We start from the raw sequence: 16,848 nt of genomic DNA, 5'->3' as shown, positions 1-16,848 counted from the left end.
TTTAGTTCTCCTTCAATACATATTTCCGAATGGCCCAAGCAACTGCATCTTCATCATTGGTCATCGGAGTGACAACTTCTGCGACTTCCTTGACTTCTGGCACAGCATTTTGCATGGCAACTCCTAGCCCAGCCCAAGCAATCATTGACAGATCATTGGCTTCGTCACCGCAGGCCATAACTTGGCTTTTATCAATTCCCAAGTGGGCAATCAGTTTCTCCAAACCAGTCGCCTTGTGGACATTTTTCGGTGACCATTCCAGCAGCATTTCCCGTGATTTGAAAATCTCATACTGGTCAAACAGTTCGGGCGCAATATGAGGAATGGCTGCATCCAGCGGTTCCTGAGCAAAGGCTGTGACGCACTTATTGTAGGTAATTTGGCTAGAAAGGTCTTCAAAAGCAATGGATTCAAAGTTCAGAGCTGGATTAAACTCCGCATAGAGCGATACTTGGTCTGATTGAATCTGATAAACCAAGCCCCCATCAATCGCATCCAGAGGCAGACCCAATTTCTCAGTCTCTTCATAAATTCTAGCTACATCATCGTAGGCAAAAACTGTTTTATCCAAAATTTCGCCTGTATTGCGCTGAACTAGACCACCATTAAAGGTAATGGTGTATTCATCTGCCTGACCATCAGTGCCCAGCTCATGCAGGAAAAATTCCATAGCCTTAAGCGGACGCCCTGTGGTCAATACAACTTTGACACCTTGCTGCTGAGCCGCTTTGAGCGCTGCCAGATTCCCTTGAGAAATCTTTTTATCCGTAGTCAAAAGCGTCCCGTCCAAGTCCAAAGCGATCAATTTAATATCAGCCATTATAAGCCCTCCATGTAGGTCATAACAGATTGGGCCGCATGGTGGCCAATCACTTCTTTCGCAACTGCCAAAATTTCCGGCCGTGCATTTTCTGGTGCAATCGGGTGCCCCACCACCTGCATCATATGCAGGTCATTGAGGTTATCGCCAAAAGCCATGACCTGGTCCATTTCTAGGCCTAGCTTCTTAGCTAGCTCGACAAGAGCCACGCCTTTATCCACATAGTCCAGCACGATATCAATCGACTTATAGCCTGTTGTCATCGCCTTGACACCTGCGACATTTTCATTGACCCAGGCTTCGCCGTCGGCCACTGTTTCTTCGCTGAAATTGGTCGTGAATTTAAAAATCTCGTCTGTAATCTCACTAAAATCAGCAACTTTTTGGATATTTTCATTATAATTAGCGCTGAAAGAGAGATAAGTCGGATCTACTGTCTCTAGCACATAACAGCCTTTTTTCCCTGTCAGAAGCAACTCATTGATATTGACAAAAGGCGACTCCTTAAGCTTGTCAAATACCTTTAGATAAAATTCTCTTGGCATGGTTGCTTCGTATAGATCTTTTCCTTGAAACTCTACTAGGCTACCATTTTCTGCGATAAAGATAATATCATCCCGAACTTCATGAAAGAGCTTCTCAAGAGAGAGAATCCCTCGACCACTGGCAACAGCAAAGTAGATGCCCTTTTCTCTAAACTGAGCTAGCAGGTGCTTGAGCCGCTCCATATCAAACTGACCCTTGTCATCTAAAAAAGTCCCGTCCATATCTGTGGCAATGAGTCTTATCATACAATTATCTCCTTTTTTGAATTAGGGGTGTGCAAAGGGCATTTAGGGTATGCATCTTTTAAGGATTTAGGCAACCCCCATCATTTCTCATCTCTGTTAATCCTTTATATTATATCATAAAACTAACACTTCATTCCACAGATGAAAAACAGTCAGATCATATTTCTATGACCTGACCGTTTTTGATATTGTTTATACTATATCTATTTACTTTTTTATTTTATAAAATAACATCACATAAACTTTTTATATATTTAGTTATCCTAAATTCAATTTATGTTTTGCTATTTGGCAAATACGTTCTGGCGAAGCGTGGTCTACAAACTGACTTAGCAGTCTTCGAGTCGCCAGCTTCCAAGGTGTTGGTTTGCCTGGCGAATGGCTTTGATTTCGGCGTGCAGCGTGGCGTCTTGTTCCTTTTCACGTAAGTTATGACCACGCCCAATAATTTCACCATTCAAGACCACGACAGCCCCGATTGGCACTTCCGCTTGGTCATAGGCTTTCTGCGCTTCCTTCAACGCTTCCCTCATAAAGAATTCTTTTTCATGAAGTTCCATGTTCTTACTGATAGACGCGCTTCGTCACGACTAGACTATGCGGTCTCTCAAACTCCTTATCTAAGTAATCTTGGTACGTTCCTGGTGAAATAAATCCTCGGGCGCTTAAAATATCGGTGCCTGCTGTCCCGACAATCGTATCGGCTAGCAATACACAGTTGGTACTCATCACAAAATACGTCTTGAATTTTGAAGAGGTAAATTTATACAAGAGTGCATCTGCTTCTTGTTTGAGCTTGTAGGCATACATTGGTTCTTCTTTGTCGATTCCAGGATGCTTAGGTTTCACCATTTTCGGTGGATCCCAAGGCACTGTCAGCGACATCAATTTGGCGATTTCCTTATCGATGGCCGCGAGTTGTTCTGGAGACAAGGCAAGACCATATCCCAGTAGGGTCTTATGATTTTCGCGTTTACAAAATTCGATGTATTTTTCACGGTCGGCACTGAAAAGTACCCCGTCCCCCATCGTTCCAAAGAGGCGCTCCGAATTCGTATCGTAGTTTCCGAATGAAATAATGCGGCCCTTATAACACAGGTCGACATGCCCGATGGCTCCAAACCCGTCTTTTGTGACATGAATAAACATCTCTAAGTTTGGTTCTGCATTTTCTTTGGCACGGTCGTAAATTTCTGAAGCCGTTTCGCCTTCTCCAAGTTCCAACGCATCATTAATTTTTTGTAAGGTTACTCGAGGAATCAGTGCAGCAAATACAAGCGGCATCCCACGACGCAAGCGTCTGCGAAGGACTTTCTTTCCAACTTCGGCCTCGAAGAACCAGCCGTCCCGAATATTGCTAATCCCATACCCGATAAAATAGAGCGAAAGGAAGAACATTTGCAAATTGCCGTCGCCCCCAAGAGAAATTAAAGTGGCTACCCCGACAACTGAAAGCCAAATGGTATCAAAGAGCAAGCGAAATCGCGGGCGAATATCATCTTTGACATAAATATAGTATGTCACACCACTAATTCCCGCCTTCATCACTTCATTGAGTCCCATCAAGATGCTTACAATCGCAATCGGCAATGACAGGAAGAATTGATTTCCTGCTAAAAATCCGTAAAGGGAAAATTTCCCTATATTCAGCCATAACGGGTCTTTAGATGCCGCTTTACTAAACCAACGGAATAAGAAATTCCATAGTTCACGGGCCCATAAGAATGTTAAAAACAGACGTAACATCAATTCTGGGAAGCTTGGTCCGAATATAAGGAGCAATATCCCAGCAACAAGGAACGCAATCCCTTCAAAGAGGAGCTTTTTCCCCGTAATCCCTAAGTCGCTAATTTTCTTCATCAATAATACCTCCTACAGCTACCACTGGAGCAGCTTGTTCATGTTTCTCCATCCATTCTTTCACGAGACGGTAAATCACGGCAAAGATTGGTGTGAAGAAAATCATTCCTACTAAACCAAAGAGATTTCCACCGATTAACGTAGTAGCAAGGGTTAGAGCCGTTGGCAACCCTACGGAACTGCCGACAACCCTAGGATAGACGACATTGCCTTCCACTGTTTGAACGACCATAAAGACGACAACCGAAATGAGTGCTTGAATTGGGCTTTCTGTAAAGATGAAGAGCATTACGATTCCGCACGCCATAAACGGCCCGATATTCGGAATGAACGAGAATACTCCGGCCAGCACCCCAACAAGTCCTGCATATGGCAACCCTACAAGAGAGTATGCGGCAAAAATCATAACCCCAACAATTCCCGCCTCGATGATTTGACTCATCAAGAAACGGTCATACGTATCCACGATGACTTCCCCGACATAAGAATGTGCTCAATTTTGTCTTTTAGCAACACCACATTGAGAATGCGAAGCGTTAAACGTGCGAGTATTTCCTTACTTACGAGAATATTAATCATGAAGAAAATCCCCATAATCACAGAGAACACATTTGAGAAGAGCCTATAATATTCGTTGTAAATCCGCCAAGGAATGTAATGACAGACGATATACGCTTTTGTATTATCTATAACCTAGTTTATTTCCATCAACATACCTGTGCCTTCAAATTATTTTTTATTTATTATCCTCATTATACCAAGAATTCTCACAATTTACTATAACTCCTACTTTCTATTGACGAAAGAAATGTTATTATGCAGTTATACTGCCTCAAGATGATTGACTTTCGAAACATGCAATTTAACGTTTAACAAATCAAGGGTGTCTCCATAGAATCAAAGTATTTCTGATACCCATTTCCTTCTATCTATAGACAGTAAAAAGCCTTGAAACAACTTATTCAAAGGCTTTCTTAGTATTCTATTGTATCAATTACCTTATTCCGATTTCTGTTGCTACTAATTTTATACTCATACTATAAACTTTCTAAATCTTTTAACTTGACCGACACAATCTTGGAAACTCCTGACTCCTGCATGGTTACTCCATAGATAGAGTCTGCTGCAGACATGGTTCCCTTACGGTGGGTCACAACGATAAACTGGCTTTCTTTGTCAAAGCGATTGAGATAATCCCCAAAGCGCTTGACATTGGCCTCATCCAGAGCTGCCTCAACTTCATCCAAGATAACAAACGGAATGGTCTTGACGCGGATGATGGAGAAGAGAAGGGCTAAGGCTGACAGGGCTTTTTCTCCACCACTCATAAGATTGAGAGATTGGATTTTCTTGCCCGGAGGCTGAACCGAAATCTCTACCCCAGCTGTCAGCAGGTCGCCTTCTGTCAAGATCAGGTCAGCTGAACCGCCGCCAAACATCTGGCTAAAGGTCAGCTTGAAGCTTTCACGAATGGCTTCAAAGGTTGTTTGGAAACGTTCCTTGACTTCGTCATTCATCTCTTCAATGGTTTCCAAGAGAAGATTTTTGGCTGAGAGGACATCGTCCCGCTGACTTTTGAGGAAATTCAGTCGGTTGCTGACTTCTTCAAATTGTTCTACTGCTTCCAGATTGACCGGTCCCAAAGCACGAATAGCCTTTTCTAAGTCTTTGACTTGGGCTTCTGCAGCTGCAAGATTTTCCAAAGAACGCGCTCTTTGATCAGCCTCTTCAAAGCTGATCTGGTAATTATCCGTCAGATTAGTCAGCAGACGACGCAAGGCATCTGAAAATTTCTCTTTTTCAGCCTCTGCCTTGGCCTGACGGCGAATCAGACTTTCGTTTTGCTGACGGGCTTGATCTAAGTTCCCTAGAATATCCTCAGACTGGCCCTCTAAGTCGTCCAGCTCAAATTTGAGTCGGATGAGGCTCTGATCCAAGTCTGTCTTTTTCTCTTGGGCAGTCTTAAGCTGCTCTTCCAAGACGGAAATATCCACCTTCTGGCTGACCGCTTCTTCCTTTTGCTCTATCAAAAGCTGCAAAGTAACGACTTCCTTGTCCAGAGCAGCCTTCTCCTCTAGCAAACGCGACAAATCATTCTTCTCAAAGCGCTGGCTAGAAGTCAGCTCCGTGCTCTTCAATTTCAGTTCTGACAAGTTAGCCGATAGCTGATCGAAACGATCCTGAACAGCGTTTTTATTCGACTTGACTTGCTCGATTTCAGCAGTAATGGCTACTTTGGAAGCCTCGATAGCCGACAGCCGCTCTTCCATTTTTTTCTTTTCAGCAAGGCCTGCTGCTTCAGTCTGATTAGCCAAATCTTGCTCCTGGAGTTGCTCCAGCTGGCTGAGTTCCGCAACCCGCTCTGCAATCTGTTCGTAGGCCAACTTGACTCTTTGCTCCGTCAAGCGGGCTTGCTCACCCTCAGACTTGATGGCTTCCAAGGCTTGCTTGGCCTCTGATAGCTGAGACTGCAAGCTTTCGACTTGCTGCTCCTGAGCTTTCAGCTTCTGGGACTGCTGCTCCATTTCTCCAAGCAGGCTGTCCAGTTCAGGCTTGATAAAGATTGTGTTATTATTGCGATTGGCTCCTCCGGCGTAAGAACCGCCTGTGCGCAGTTCCGTTCCGTCCAGCGTTACAATTCTGACTTGGTAACGAACCTGACGAGCAGCCGCACGCGCATGCTCAATCGTATCAAAAATAGCGGTTGTCCCCAATAGATTTTGGAAAATATTCTCCAAACCTGGCTCATAGGTCACCAGCTCCGAAGCTATACCTAAGAAGCCTGAACTAGCCTCAATTCTGGATTGATTTTGCTCGGGAAGTTGACGAGCCTTGATGGTCGTCAGAGGTAGGAAGGTAGCCCGACCAGCCCGATTTTTCTTAAGAAAATCGATGGCTCTGGTCGCTGCCCCTTCGTCCTCAACGATGATATGCTGACTACTTGCCCCCAGCGCAATTTCCAAAGCGGTCTGGTAATGAGGATCGAAGCTCAATTTCTCGCTGACTGCCCCGACAATGCCACCCAGACGATCAGCTTCCTGCAGGACACTTTTTACACCTGCATAGAAATTACTGTGATTTTTAAGAATAGCTTCTAAACTGGCTGCACGGGCTTTTTTATTTTTCAAATCATCCAGCAGGGCAAACATGCTGGTCTGCTCATTTTGATAAGCAGTCGCCAACTTCTCGACCTGCTCCTCCTGCTGCTGATACTGATCTAGCAAGTCTCTGAGGGCAGCCTGTGCCGCTTCCAATTCTGCTTGTCGAGCCGCTTCTTCGTCTCTACCAGCTTTTAAATCAGCCTGTAGTTTGCTAAACTCTGCCTGTTTGCTGGCCGCTTGGCTCCGCTCATTCTCCAGACGATTTTCTAGCGAGGTCAAGTCGTTGGACAAGTCCGCTTCTTCTTGCATGAGCTTGACGTAACGATCCCGCAGATTTTCGATCAACTGGTCTGGGTCATCTGAAAAGTCCGCCAATTCTGCTTCCAACTGGCTCATAGCCTCTTGATTTTCTGTCAACTGGACTACTAAATCAGCCAGATGAGCTTCCTTGGAGGAAATATCAGCTGTCAGCTGCTGGCTTTTTTCTCTCAACCCAGCCAAGCGTTCTTCATTTTCCAAACGGCTGCTGGCCGCCTGACTAGATTCCAGCTTAGCTAGGTCTATCTGGCGTTCCAAATCACTGATCAAACGCGTCAACTCCAAAAGACTGGCCTGATCGTCAGACAGTTTTTGATTCACTTCCTGACGTTTAACCTTAATCTCTTGGTTTTCACGCTCCAATTCATCCCGTTTCGTATAATAGGCCGCTAGTTCCTGCTTGATACTCTCCAAATCAGCTTCTGCCGCCGTCAAATCAGTTTTATTCGCCTTGATTTGAGCCACCAAGACATCCAGATAAAGCTCCTGACGCTCATGATCCAGTTCTAAAAAGCGCTTGGCCGTCTCAGCCTGCTTTTCCAGTGGCTTGACTTGACTATCCAGCTCGTAGATAATATCTTCCAAGCGATCCAAATTGTCTTGAGTCTGCGCTAGTTTGCTTTCTGTTTCCTTGCGACGGGTCTTATATTTGAGCACTCCGGCCGCTTCTTCAAAAATAGCCCGACGCTCCTCTGGCTTACTGTTAAAGATTTCCTCGACCTTTCCTTGGGAAATAATGGAGAAAGAATCCCGTCCCAGTCCTGTATCCATGAAAAGGTCATGGACATCGCGCAGACGGACCTTTTTGCCGTCAATCTTGTACTCGCTATCACCACTGCGATAGATATGGCGCTCGACGCGGATTTCCTTGCTTGCTTGCTTGATAAACTGATCCTGATTATCCAAAACCACAACGACCGAAGCATAGTTGAGGGGCTTGCGGTTCTCCGTCCCTGCAAAAATGACATCGGGCATCTTGCCACCCCGCAGACTCTTGACACTCGACTCACCCAGAGCCCAGCGCAGGCTCTCTGTAATGTTGGACTTGCCTGAGCCATTGGGACCAACAACAGCAGTCACACCTTGGTCAAAAACCACCTTGGTCTTATCTGCAAATGACTTGAAGCCCTGAATTTCAATTTCCTTTAAAAACATTAGTGACTTTCCTTTTCAAATGCATCCTTGGCAGCTTCCTGCTCAGCCAGTTTCTTAGAACGGCCTTGTCCCTGACCCGCTTTCTGACCATTGATTAACACAGCCACAGCAAAGTTCTTAGCATGGGCTGGCCCTGTCTCATCTGTAACCTGATAGACAATCTCCACATCCCCATTAACCTGTAGGAGTTCTTGCAGCTTAGTCTTATAGTCAGTCACCTGCTCAAAGTCACCTGCTTCTACCTTGGGAATCATGACTTGGTAAATAAAGTCTTTGACAGTCTCCACATCCTTATCCAAAAGAAGGGCACCCAAAAAGGCCTCAAATAAGTCACCCAGAATGGTATCGCGATTGCGGCCTCCTGACTTTTCCTCACCGCGACCCAGCTTGATAAACTGATCGAACTGACAGTCCCGTGCAAAGCCAGCCAAACTCTCCTCCCGAACAATCATGGAGCGTAGTTTTGACAAATCTCCTTCTGGTTTTTTGGGGTATTTTTTATATAAATACTCAGAAATAATCAGCTGCAGAACAGCGTCTCCTAAAAATTCCAGGCGTTCATTGTGTGAAATTTTTAAGAGGCGGTGCTCATTGGCATAGCTGGTATGAGTAAAAGCGGTCTCTAGCAGACTGCTGTCTTCAAACACCAGCCCAAACTGCTCCAGCAGTGCATCTTTTAATTGTTCCATAATTTCTTTTTCATGCTAGGCCAAGGCAGAGCATGAGTCCAATCCATCCTTTCTAAAATGATGTTCTTTGTGAACCATCTACCATTATACCAAAAAACAAGTGCCAACGCACTTGTTTACTTGTCTTCTTAGCGTAATTCCTGGCCTATTCCTTATCTGGGATGACCTTGAAAAGATAATAGGTAATAAAGATTGTCAGGGCGAATAAGAAAATTTTTACCCAAATTATCGGAGCTAACGCAATGGAAATTCCCATCAAGATATAGATGGATACGATAATCTTTTTCTTGCGCTCCTTAGCAATCGAACCTGTCTCCCGAAAATCTGCAACATAGGTCTGATATAGCTTGGTGTGATAAAGCCAATTCTCAATCCGCTTGGAACTGCGCGAAAAGCAAGCAATAGACAAAAGTAAAAAAGGAGTCGTAGGAAGAAGGGGCAGAAAAATCCCCAGCACTCCTAAGGCCAAAGATAAGCAGGCAATCACAAAATAAATCAAGCGCATTTGGTTTCCTCACGTACGTTTTCATGGTCATTCTTTAGCTTCCTTTCTAGTATAAAAAACAAGCTAAAAAATATAAAACTAGTTTCCCATAAAAAGCAATCCTTGTCAATCCTAAAAAAGAGGCTGGGACAAAAATCCCAGACTCTCAATTGTCTTTGGTTTGTTGAGCAAGACGCAGTGGTTGAGTGGGCTCTACCACGCTGATTTCATCAGCTTTTACAGCCCTACTCAACTGTGCGGAGGTGGGACAACGAAATCGAATTCTAACGAATTACCGATTTCTGTCCCACTCTCTTTCTGAACGACTGATGATTAGATATTTACCAAAGGCGTCGCTGTATCAGGAGAAGTATCGAAGACCTGGAAATCATGGCCCACTGGCAAGTCTGCTTGAGCCAGTTGATTGACCATGGTCATATGAGCCAACTCCTTGATATTATTTTCCTTGCTCAGATGCCCCAGATAGATGCGCTTGGTGCGATTGCCAAGTGTACGAATCATAGTTTCCGCACCATCTTCATTGGATAAGTGCCCCAAGTCAGACAGGATGCGCTGTTTCAGGCTCCACGGGTAGGCACCGCTCCGGAGAATCTCGATATCATGATTGCTCTCAATCAAATAAGCATCTGCATTCTCAATGACTCCTGCCATGCGGTCACTGACATAGCCCGTATCCGTCAGCATGACAAAGCTCTTGCCATCCTTCATAAAGCGATAAAACTGGGGAGCAGCCGCATCATGGCTCACTCCAAAACTTTCGACATCTAAATCGCCAAAAGTCTTCATCTTACCCATTTCAAAGATATGCTTCTGACTAGCATCCAGCTTGCCCAAGTCCTTTTCCATCGCTCGCCAGGTTGCTTCGTTGGCATAAATATCTAGATTGTATTTACGCGCCAAAACCCCCACACCATGGATGTGATCCTTGTGCTCATGGGTGACCAAAATAGCATCTAAATCCTCTGGTTTGCGATCTATTTCGCTCAAAAGACTCGTAATTTTTTTCCCTGATAGACCAGCATCAACAAGCAGTCGTTTCTGGTCTGTTTCCAGATAAAAGCAATTGCCACTCGAGCCTGATGCTAGAATACTATATTGAAATCCCTTAGTCATGTTCACTTTCTACATTCTCTTCATTTTCCCAGTCATCTACACGGACAGCATCGTTATCATATGGAAGAACAATGGTAAAGGTAGATCCTTTGCCATACTCACTCTTGGCCCAAATAAAGCCATGATGCTGCTTGATAATTTCTTTAGCAATAGCCAGACCCAAGCCCGTTCCTCCCTGGGCTCGACTGCGGGCCTTATCCACCCGATAGAAACGATCAAAAATCTTTGGCAGATCCTGCTTGGGAATGCCCAGACCTTCATCTGAAATCGAGAGAATCAACTGAACATCTGTTGTTCTCACAGAAACCGTAATCGTCCCACCATCAGGCGAATACTTGATGGCATTGTTCATGATATTATCAATCACCTGGGTCATCTTATCCGTGTCAATCTCTACCCAAATCGGTGTAATTGAATAATCCCTGATAATCTCATATTTTTTGGTCTCATCCTGATTTTTTATCTTATCAAAACGGTTGAGGATATAGGTGATAAAGGCTGTAAAATTGGTCAGCTCAACATCCAGATGGCTGGTATTATTATCAATCCGCGATAAGCTAAGCAAGTCCGTCACCATCCGCATCATACGGTTTGTCTCGGTTAGTGAAACCTTGACAAATTCCGGTGCAACAGGCTCTGACAGAGCGCCATCATCCAAGGCTTCCAGATAGGATTTCACACTGGTTAGAGGCGTCCGCAATTCATGGCTAACATTGGAAACGAAAAGCCGACGCTCCCGCTCTTCCTTGTCCTGCTCCGTTGTATCATGTAGCACTGCTACCAACCCTGATATAAAACCTGACTCCCGTCTGATCAAGGCGAAGCGAACCCGCAGGCTTACATATTCACCATTTTCATCTTGAGAATCAATAGTCAATTCTGGAACCTTGGTGATCAATTCGCGCAGATCATACTCATCAGCAATATCCAGCAAATCTAAAATACTGGTATTAAGGACATCATCACGTTTGACACCCAATTGCTTGGTTGCCATGTCATTGATGGTAATAATCTGTCCTCGGCGATTGGTCGCAAGCACGCCATCCGTCATGTAAGACAGGATACTGGATAGACGCTTGGTTTCTTGCTCCAAATTTTCATGCGTCAGGCGGATGACTTCAGAGAGATCATTGATGGAATTGGTCATGTCCGTGATTTCAGGACTGCCCTGCATATCTAAAACTTCTGAATAATCTCCTGCAATCAATCCTTTGATCTTTTGGTTTAACTGCACCAGCTTTTGAGTATCTCGTCGATTTTCCAGTAGCAAAAGAGCCACGACGATGATAAAGCCGACAACAATCAGTGAAAAGACAAAGTCAGGAGAAAGTACGAATTCTTTTAGCGTTTCAATCATTATTTCTTATGTAATAACCGACACCGCGGCGAGTCAGGATATACTCCGGACGGCTTGGAGTATCTTCGATTTTTTCGCGCAGACGGCGAATAGTCACATCGACTGTCCGCACATCTCCAAAGTAATCATAGCCCCAGACGGTCTCTAGCAAATGCTCACGCGTCATGACCTGACCAACATGAGTCGCCAAATGGTGCAAAAGTTCAAATTCACGATGGGTTAATTCCAATTCTTTCCCATGTTTTTTCACCACAAAAGCATCTGGAAGAATCTGCAAATCCCCAATAAACAGTTCCTTTGGACTGCTCTCATCCACATGACTATCTGGGACTAGTTCAGAACGGCGCAACAAGGCCTTGACCCGAGCCAATAATTCACGATTTGAAAAGGGCTTGGTCACATAGTCATCGGCACCGATCTCCAGACCAATTACCTTATCGAACTCGCTATCTTTGGCCGAAAGTACAATAATCGGCACATTGCTGGTCTTGCGAATGGTCCGGGCAACATCCAGTCCATCCACTTCTGGCAACATCAAATCCAGAATCAAGATATCCGGTTGCTCTGCTTCAAACATTTCTAGAGCTTCCTTACCATCAAAGGCTGTCAGTACTTCATAGCCTTCCTTAGCCATGTTAAACTTTATAATGTCCGAGATTGGCTTCTCGTCATCTACAACTAATATTTTTTTCATTTTTTACCTTCATATCTATACAATTTTTAAGCTTAGACATCTATTATTTTTGTATCTGTCCTACCGCTCCATAAGCACTATTATATCAAATTTTCCTTAAAAAATACTATTTTCGCACACTATATTCCAACATTCTTATAGAAATTTTACCTTAGCTTTCCCTCTTGCGAAAATTCCAAGCAATGATAAGGAATCCTCACTAAAATCCTTGATTTTTTTCACTTTTTCTGCAAAAATAGAGGCATAGAAAGAAGGTTGAACTATGACAAAAATCAATCAAATCATCACTTATCTTGAAAATGAAAAGCAGGATGTGGCTGTAATCTCTGATCCTGTAACCATTCATTACCTAACAGGCTTTTACAGCGATCCACATGAACGCCAAATGTTCCTATTCGTCTACACTGACCATGAGCCACTCCTTTTCGTACCAGCACTAGAAGTTGAGCGTGCTTCTTCTACCGTAGACTTTCAAGTTATAGGCTATGTCGATTCTGAAAATCCTTGGGAAAAGATCAAGGCTTCTCTACCATCTCAATCCTTCAAACAAGTAGCGGTCGAGTTTGATAATCTGATTTTAACTAAGTATCACGGCCTGCGTACTGTTTTTAATGGGGCTGAATTTGTCAATCTGACCCCTTACATTAACCGCTTGCGCTTGATCAAGTCAGCCGATGAAATCCAGAAAATGCTAGTAGCCGGTCAATATGCTGACAAGGCTGTCAATATCGGTTTCGACAATATTTCACTAGAAAATACTGAAACAGACATCATCGCTCAAATCGACTTTGCCATCAAGCGAGAAGGCTATGAAATGAGCTTTGAAACCATGGTTCTGACAGGCAATAACGCAGCCAATCCGCACGGCATTCCCGGTGCCAATAAAATTGAAAACAACGCCCTCCTCCTCTTTGACTTGGGCTGCATGGTCAATGGCTATGCCAGTGATATGACACGGACTGTCGCTGTCGGCCAGCCAGATCAGTTCAAAAAGGATATCTACTATCTGACTCTGGAAGCCCAACAAGCTGCACTTGATTTTATCAAACCAGGCGTCACAGCTCATGAAGTAGACCGCGCCGCCCGTGAGGTTATCGAAAAAGCGGGCTATGGTGAGTATTTCAATCACCGTCTCGGCCACGGTATCGGTATGGACGTCCACGAATTTCCATCCATCATGGAGGGCAACGACATGGTCATCGAAGAGGGCATGTGCTTCTCTGTCGAGCCTGGTATTTACATCCCTGGCAAGGTCGGCGTCCGCATCGAGGACTGCGGCTATGTCACCAAGAATGGCTTTGAACTCTTCACCGAAACCAGCAAGGACTTGCTGTATTTTGATTAAGAAACTAAAAAAGCACCGATTGGTGCTTTTTTAGTTTCTTAATAGTTTTATTTATCCTGTTGTTTTCTCCCCCGCCTCTAGTTTCAACAAAAAGGCTTTTTTATCCAGACCGCCGGCATAGCCGGTCAATTTGCCGTCGCTTCCGACAATCCGATGACAAGGAATCAGAAGGGAAATAGGATTATGACCGATGGCACCACCGACTGCTCTAGCCGAGCCAATTTTTCCATACTCAGCCTGCAATTCTCGCAAAATATCTGAATAGGTAGCCGTTTGCCCATAGGGAATCTTCTGCAGCACAGTCAGAACCTTGCTTCTAAACTCAGTTACTTGAGGTGCCAATGGAATTTCATTTATTGCGGGATTTTCTCCCTTAAAATAAGCGTCCAACCAAGCAAAGACGCGTCGGCTGACTTCTGTCTCTTCCTCCTCTGCTTGCTCCAAATCATAGCCTGCCCCAAAATATTTCTGTCCCTCAAGCCAAAGTCCCAACAAGGCATTTGAGTCCGTCAAGATGAGAATCCGGCCAATCGGCGATGTATAATAAGTCTTGTACATATTTTTTCTTTCTTCGATCTTCTTGATATGCCTTATTATACCACTCTTGTCTTAATTTTTGCCACAATCCCATCTGGGTCTGTGACTTCTAGCTCTTGGGAGCTAATCCATCGGACTGGCGCTTGTAAGACCTGAGCATTTTCATAAATAGCTACTAGGTCTTCTTTTCCTTCTACTTGCGCTTCAAAATAGGCTAGTCCCAGTTGCTTCGGTTGGCGATGATTCAAGTGAGAACCTCCCCATTCATTGACTGCTAAATGATGATGATAGTTTCCGGATGCCAGCCAGCTAGCAGAAGGTACAGAAAATTTATCCTCCAAGCCTAGAAGCTTTTGGTAAAAATGACTGGCTGCTCTGCTATTTTTCACAGACAGGTGGACATGGCCCATACGAGTTCCTTCGGCAATACTAAACGGCTGGATTTCCTGACCTAGTTCATAGATTTCTTGAGCCGCAAGCGCTTCCGTCACTCCGATAATGCGGCCATCTTCTCGAATATCCCAATCAGCCTGAGGCTTGTCCCGATAAAGCTCAATGCCGTTGCCTTCTGGATCCTCCAGATAAATAGCTTCACTATAACCGTGGTCCGCTCCTCCAACCATAGGTACTTTATTTTCGGATAAATGCTTCAGGATATCTGCTAAGGCTTGACGGCTTGGAAGCAAAAGCGCCAGATGATAAAGACCGTAAGCCGACTTGACGGTCTGCCGGTCACTGGTCGCTAAAAGTCTCACCAGCACTTGTCCGTCCCTGCCCAAAGCCACCTGTCCGTCCTGCTCTTCCAAAAGTTCCAGCCCTAAAACACGCTGATAAAAGTCCTTTTGTCTTGCTAAATCGGCAACATAAAGTGCCACCTCTCCTAGATAAATTTTGCTTTGATATTCAAAAGTCATGTTCTTTCTCCTCTCTTTAATTTTAAAGTTCAGTAGTTTTCCTGCCCAATCTTTCTTTTTATTCCCAAAACAGAAATACGTTTCTTGATGCAGTCTTCCACATCTCCATTTGCTCCGAAGGATTATTCAGATTGTAATTGTTTTTATTACATCTATTAGTATAGCACATTCTAATGTAATATCAATAATTACATCTCGGAAAATTCTTAACAAAAAAACAACCTGCTCACTGGGAAACAGATTGTTCTTTAATTTCTTTTTCGGTTGCTGCGACAACTTCGTCAAGGCTGGTCTGAGCTAATTCAGCTTCCATGGCTGCCTGAATAGCAGCCAAGCGGTCATCTAAGACATTGTGAATGTTCTTACCGATAGGACAGTCTGGATTGGGCTTGTCATGAAAGCTAAAGAGCTGGCCGCTCTTGCCCAGACATTCAACCGCACTATAGACGTCCAACAGGCTAATGTCTTTCAAATCTTTGGCAATCTCTGCTCCTCCAGTCCCACGAGCAACGGTAATCATTCCGGCATTCTTGAGCTGGGACAGGGTCTTGCGGATAATAACTGGATTGACGCCGACACTGCCAGCAAGGATATCACTTGTCAGTTTTTGTTTTTTTCCCTCCAAAGCCAGAACAATCAGCATATGGGTGGCAATGGTAAAACGGCTAGAAATCTGCATTTTTTTCTCCTCCCTCATCATTTTCTCTCACTATTATATCTCAAAAATGGTGTAACTTCAAGAGTTACGACCAGACTTTAAGAAAGCCGCAATCTCATCTGCATAGCCTTCACGCTCGCTAATCTCTCGCAACAAGTCGTGATTGTGGGTATGGTGGATACCATTGACCAAACTCTCTCGATAAATCTCATAGTAAGGCAAGTGGAGCTCCCGAGCCAATCGTAGTTCCTGCTCCACATCATAAGCCACGCGCCGAAGGTCGACATCAGCCAGACCCGTCTCATCTATCTCTAAAATGGCATACTGGGCTCGCAAGTCCTGACGCAAAGTCGAATCTAGAAAGAATGGCTGACCAATAGAGCCGGGATTGATAATCAACTGGCCCTTAGTCCCGTAGCGGAGAAACTGTTGGTGAATATGACCATAAACAGCGACAGCGCAGTCGTTTCCTTCAAAAAGACGGTCGAAATCGCTCTGCTCACCAATATGAATCAGCTCCCGCCCCCAATTCTTATCTGGCAGATGGTGACTGACCGCAATCTTCAATCCCTCTACTTCTGTCAAGATTTGCAGAGGAAGTTCTTGCATGTGGTCAATCTCTTCAGGACGGATTTTCTCTAGGACAAAATGACAGAGCCGGGTCAGGTAGAGATGGCTGGGACGATCCAAATCCAGCTTTTGGTGCAGGGCATGCCAGAGACTGTCTTCCCAATTCCCTCTAACCTGAAGGCTGATGGGCAGCTGCTCCATCCTATCTAAGATATTTCTGCGACCGGTTCCTGGCAGGAGCAAGTCCCCCAAAAACCAATAGTCTGTCACTTGCTGGCTTTCCGCATCCGCCAGTACTGCTTCCAGGGCTGTGCTATTCCCATGCACATCGGATAATAAGGCAATTTTTCGTGTCATCGTATGTCTTTCTCTTTCTTTACAAGGAATATTATATCAAAGTTCAAAAAAACTTCCACCCATC

The 16,848-nt window shown here is 44.5% G+C and carries 14 protein-coding genes and 2 pseudogenes; 1 reads left to right on the top strand and 15 read right to left on the bottom strand.

Features of this window, described 5'->3' with window-relative positions:
• Nucleotide 1: 1 nt before the first annotated feature.
• The 11 genes and pseudogenes from HBA50_RS03085 to yycF all read right to left on the bottom strand — a co-directional run bounded on the left by HBA50_RS03085 (nucleotide 2) and on the right by yycF (nucleotide 12,403).
• The gene (locus HBA50_RS03085) at nucleotides 2–820 is read right to left on the bottom strand and encodes a Cof-type HAD-IIB family hydrolase (protein ID WP_015605188.1); all 819 of its coding nucleotides are present in this window, start codon (nucleotides 818–820) and stop codon (nucleotides 2–4) included.
• Nucleotides 820–1,611: a Cof-type HAD-IIB family hydrolase gene (locus tag HBA50_RS03080; protein WP_015605189.1), complete on the bottom strand. Its 792-nt coding sequence runs from the start codon at nucleotides 1,609–1,611 to the stop codon at nucleotides 820–822. Before HBA50_RS03080 ends, HBA50_RS03085 begins: the two co-directional genes overlap by 1 nt.
• Nucleotides 1,612–1,943: 332 nt before the next feature.
• Nucleotides 1,944–2,171 (bottom strand): annotated as a pseudogene (locus HBA50_RS03075) (nucleoside deaminase); the annotation flags it as partial.
• A gap of 4 nt (nucleotides 2,172–2,175) precedes the next feature.
• Complete coding sequence (locus HBA50_RS03070) at nucleotides 2,176–3,471, bottom strand: hypothetical protein (RefSeq protein ID WP_015605191.1); 1,296 nt, start codon at nucleotides 3,469–3,471, stop codon at nucleotides 2,176–2,178.
• Nucleotides 3,458–4,142 (bottom strand): annotated as a pseudogene (locus HBA50_RS03065) (AI-2E family transporter); the annotation flags it as partial. The gene HBA50_RS03070 and the pseudogene HBA50_RS03065, both read right to left, overlap by 14 nt.
• A gap of 366 nt (nucleotides 4,143–4,508) precedes the next feature.
• Nucleotides 4,509–8,045 carry a chromosome segregation protein SMC gene (smc, locus tag HBA50_RS03060; protein ID WP_045501073.1) on the bottom strand — a complete coding sequence of 1,179 codons (3,537 nt, stop codon included), beginning with the start codon at nucleotides 8,043–8,045 and terminating at the stop codon, nucleotides 4,509–4,511.
• Complete coding sequence (rnc, locus tag HBA50_RS03055; RefSeq protein WP_045501072.1) at nucleotides 8,045–8,734, bottom strand: ribonuclease III; 690 nt, start codon at nucleotides 8,732–8,734, stop codon at nucleotides 8,045–8,047. Before rnc ends, smc begins: the two co-directional genes overlap by 1 nt.
• Nucleotides 8,735–8,879: 145 nt before the next feature.
• A complete protein-coding gene (locus HBA50_RS03050) occupies nucleotides 8,880–9,239 on the bottom strand; it encodes a YbaN family protein (protein ID WP_015605195.1) in 360 nt (119 codons plus the stop codon).
• A gap of 312 nt (nucleotides 9,240–9,551) precedes the next feature.
• Nucleotides 9,552–10,352 carry an exodeoxyribonuclease WalJ gene (locus HBA50_RS03040; RefSeq protein ID WP_037586201.1) on the bottom strand — a complete coding sequence of 267 codons (801 nt, stop codon included), beginning with the start codon at nucleotides 10,350–10,352 and terminating at the stop codon, nucleotides 9,552–9,554.
• A complete protein-coding gene (vicK, locus tag HBA50_RS03035; RefSeq protein ID WP_005589490.1) occupies nucleotides 10,345–11,709 on the bottom strand; it encodes a cell wall metabolism sensor histidine kinase VicK in 1,365 nt (454 codons plus the stop codon). The genes HBA50_RS03040 and vicK overlap by 8 nt, the downstream gene beginning before the upstream one ends.
• The gene (gene yycF, locus HBA50_RS03030) at nucleotides 11,702–12,403 is read right to left on the bottom strand and encodes a response regulator YycF (RefSeq protein ID WP_045501071.1); all 702 of its coding nucleotides are present in this window, start codon (nucleotides 12,401–12,403) and stop codon (nucleotides 11,702–11,704) included. The genes vicK and yycF overlap by 8 nt, the downstream gene beginning before the upstream one ends.
• Nucleotides 12,404–12,665: 262 nt before the next feature.
• Between yycF and HBA50_RS03025 the strand changes: the two genes are divergently transcribed.
• Nucleotides 12,666–13,748 carry a M24 family metallopeptidase gene (locus tag HBA50_RS03025; protein WP_045501069.1) on the top strand — a complete coding sequence of 361 codons (1,083 nt, stop codon included), beginning with the start codon at nucleotides 12,666–12,668 and terminating at the stop codon, nucleotides 13,746–13,748.
• 51 nt (nucleotides 13,749–13,799) lie between these two features.
• Here the strand turns inward: HBA50_RS03025 and HBA50_RS03020 are convergent, their stop codons facing one another.
• The 4 genes from HBA50_RS03020 to HBA50_RS03005 all read right to left on the bottom strand — a co-directional run bounded on the left by HBA50_RS03020 (nucleotide 13,800) and on the right by HBA50_RS03005 (nucleotide 16,784).
• Complete coding sequence (locus HBA50_RS03020) at nucleotides 13,800–14,306, bottom strand: methylated-DNA--[protein]-cysteine S-methyltransferase (RefSeq protein WP_045501067.1); 507 nt, start codon at nucleotides 14,304–14,306, stop codon at nucleotides 13,800–13,802.
• Between the two features lie 35 nt (nucleotides 14,307–14,341).
• Nucleotides 14,342–15,199, bottom strand: coding sequence for a VOC family protein (locus HBA50_RS03015; RefSeq protein ID WP_045501065.1), 858 nt, complete (start codon nucleotides 15,197–15,199; stop codon nucleotides 14,342–14,344).
• A gap of 226 nt (nucleotides 15,200–15,425) precedes the next feature.
• On the bottom strand, nucleotides 15,426–15,878 hold the full coding sequence (locus tag HBA50_RS03010; RefSeq protein ID WP_002931101.1) for an Rrf2 family transcriptional regulator: 453 nt from the start codon (nucleotides 15,876–15,878) through the stop codon (nucleotides 15,426–15,428).
• A 57-nt stretch (nucleotides 15,879–15,935) separates the two neighbouring features.
• Entirely contained in the window at nucleotides 15,936–16,784 is an 849-nt protein-coding gene (locus HBA50_RS03005; protein ID WP_045501061.1) for a metallophosphoesterase family protein, read from the bottom strand.
• Nucleotides 16,785–16,848 lie beyond the last annotated feature (64 nt).

Origin of the sequence: Streptococcus cristatus ATCC 51100, from assembly GCF_011612585.1 — a bacterium.
In the GTDB taxonomy this organism is placed as follows: Bacteria; Bacillota; Bacilli; order Lactobacillales; family Streptococcaceae; genus Streptococcus; species Streptococcus cristatus_H.
This window is presented reverse-complemented; position numbering and strand designations above follow the sequence as displayed.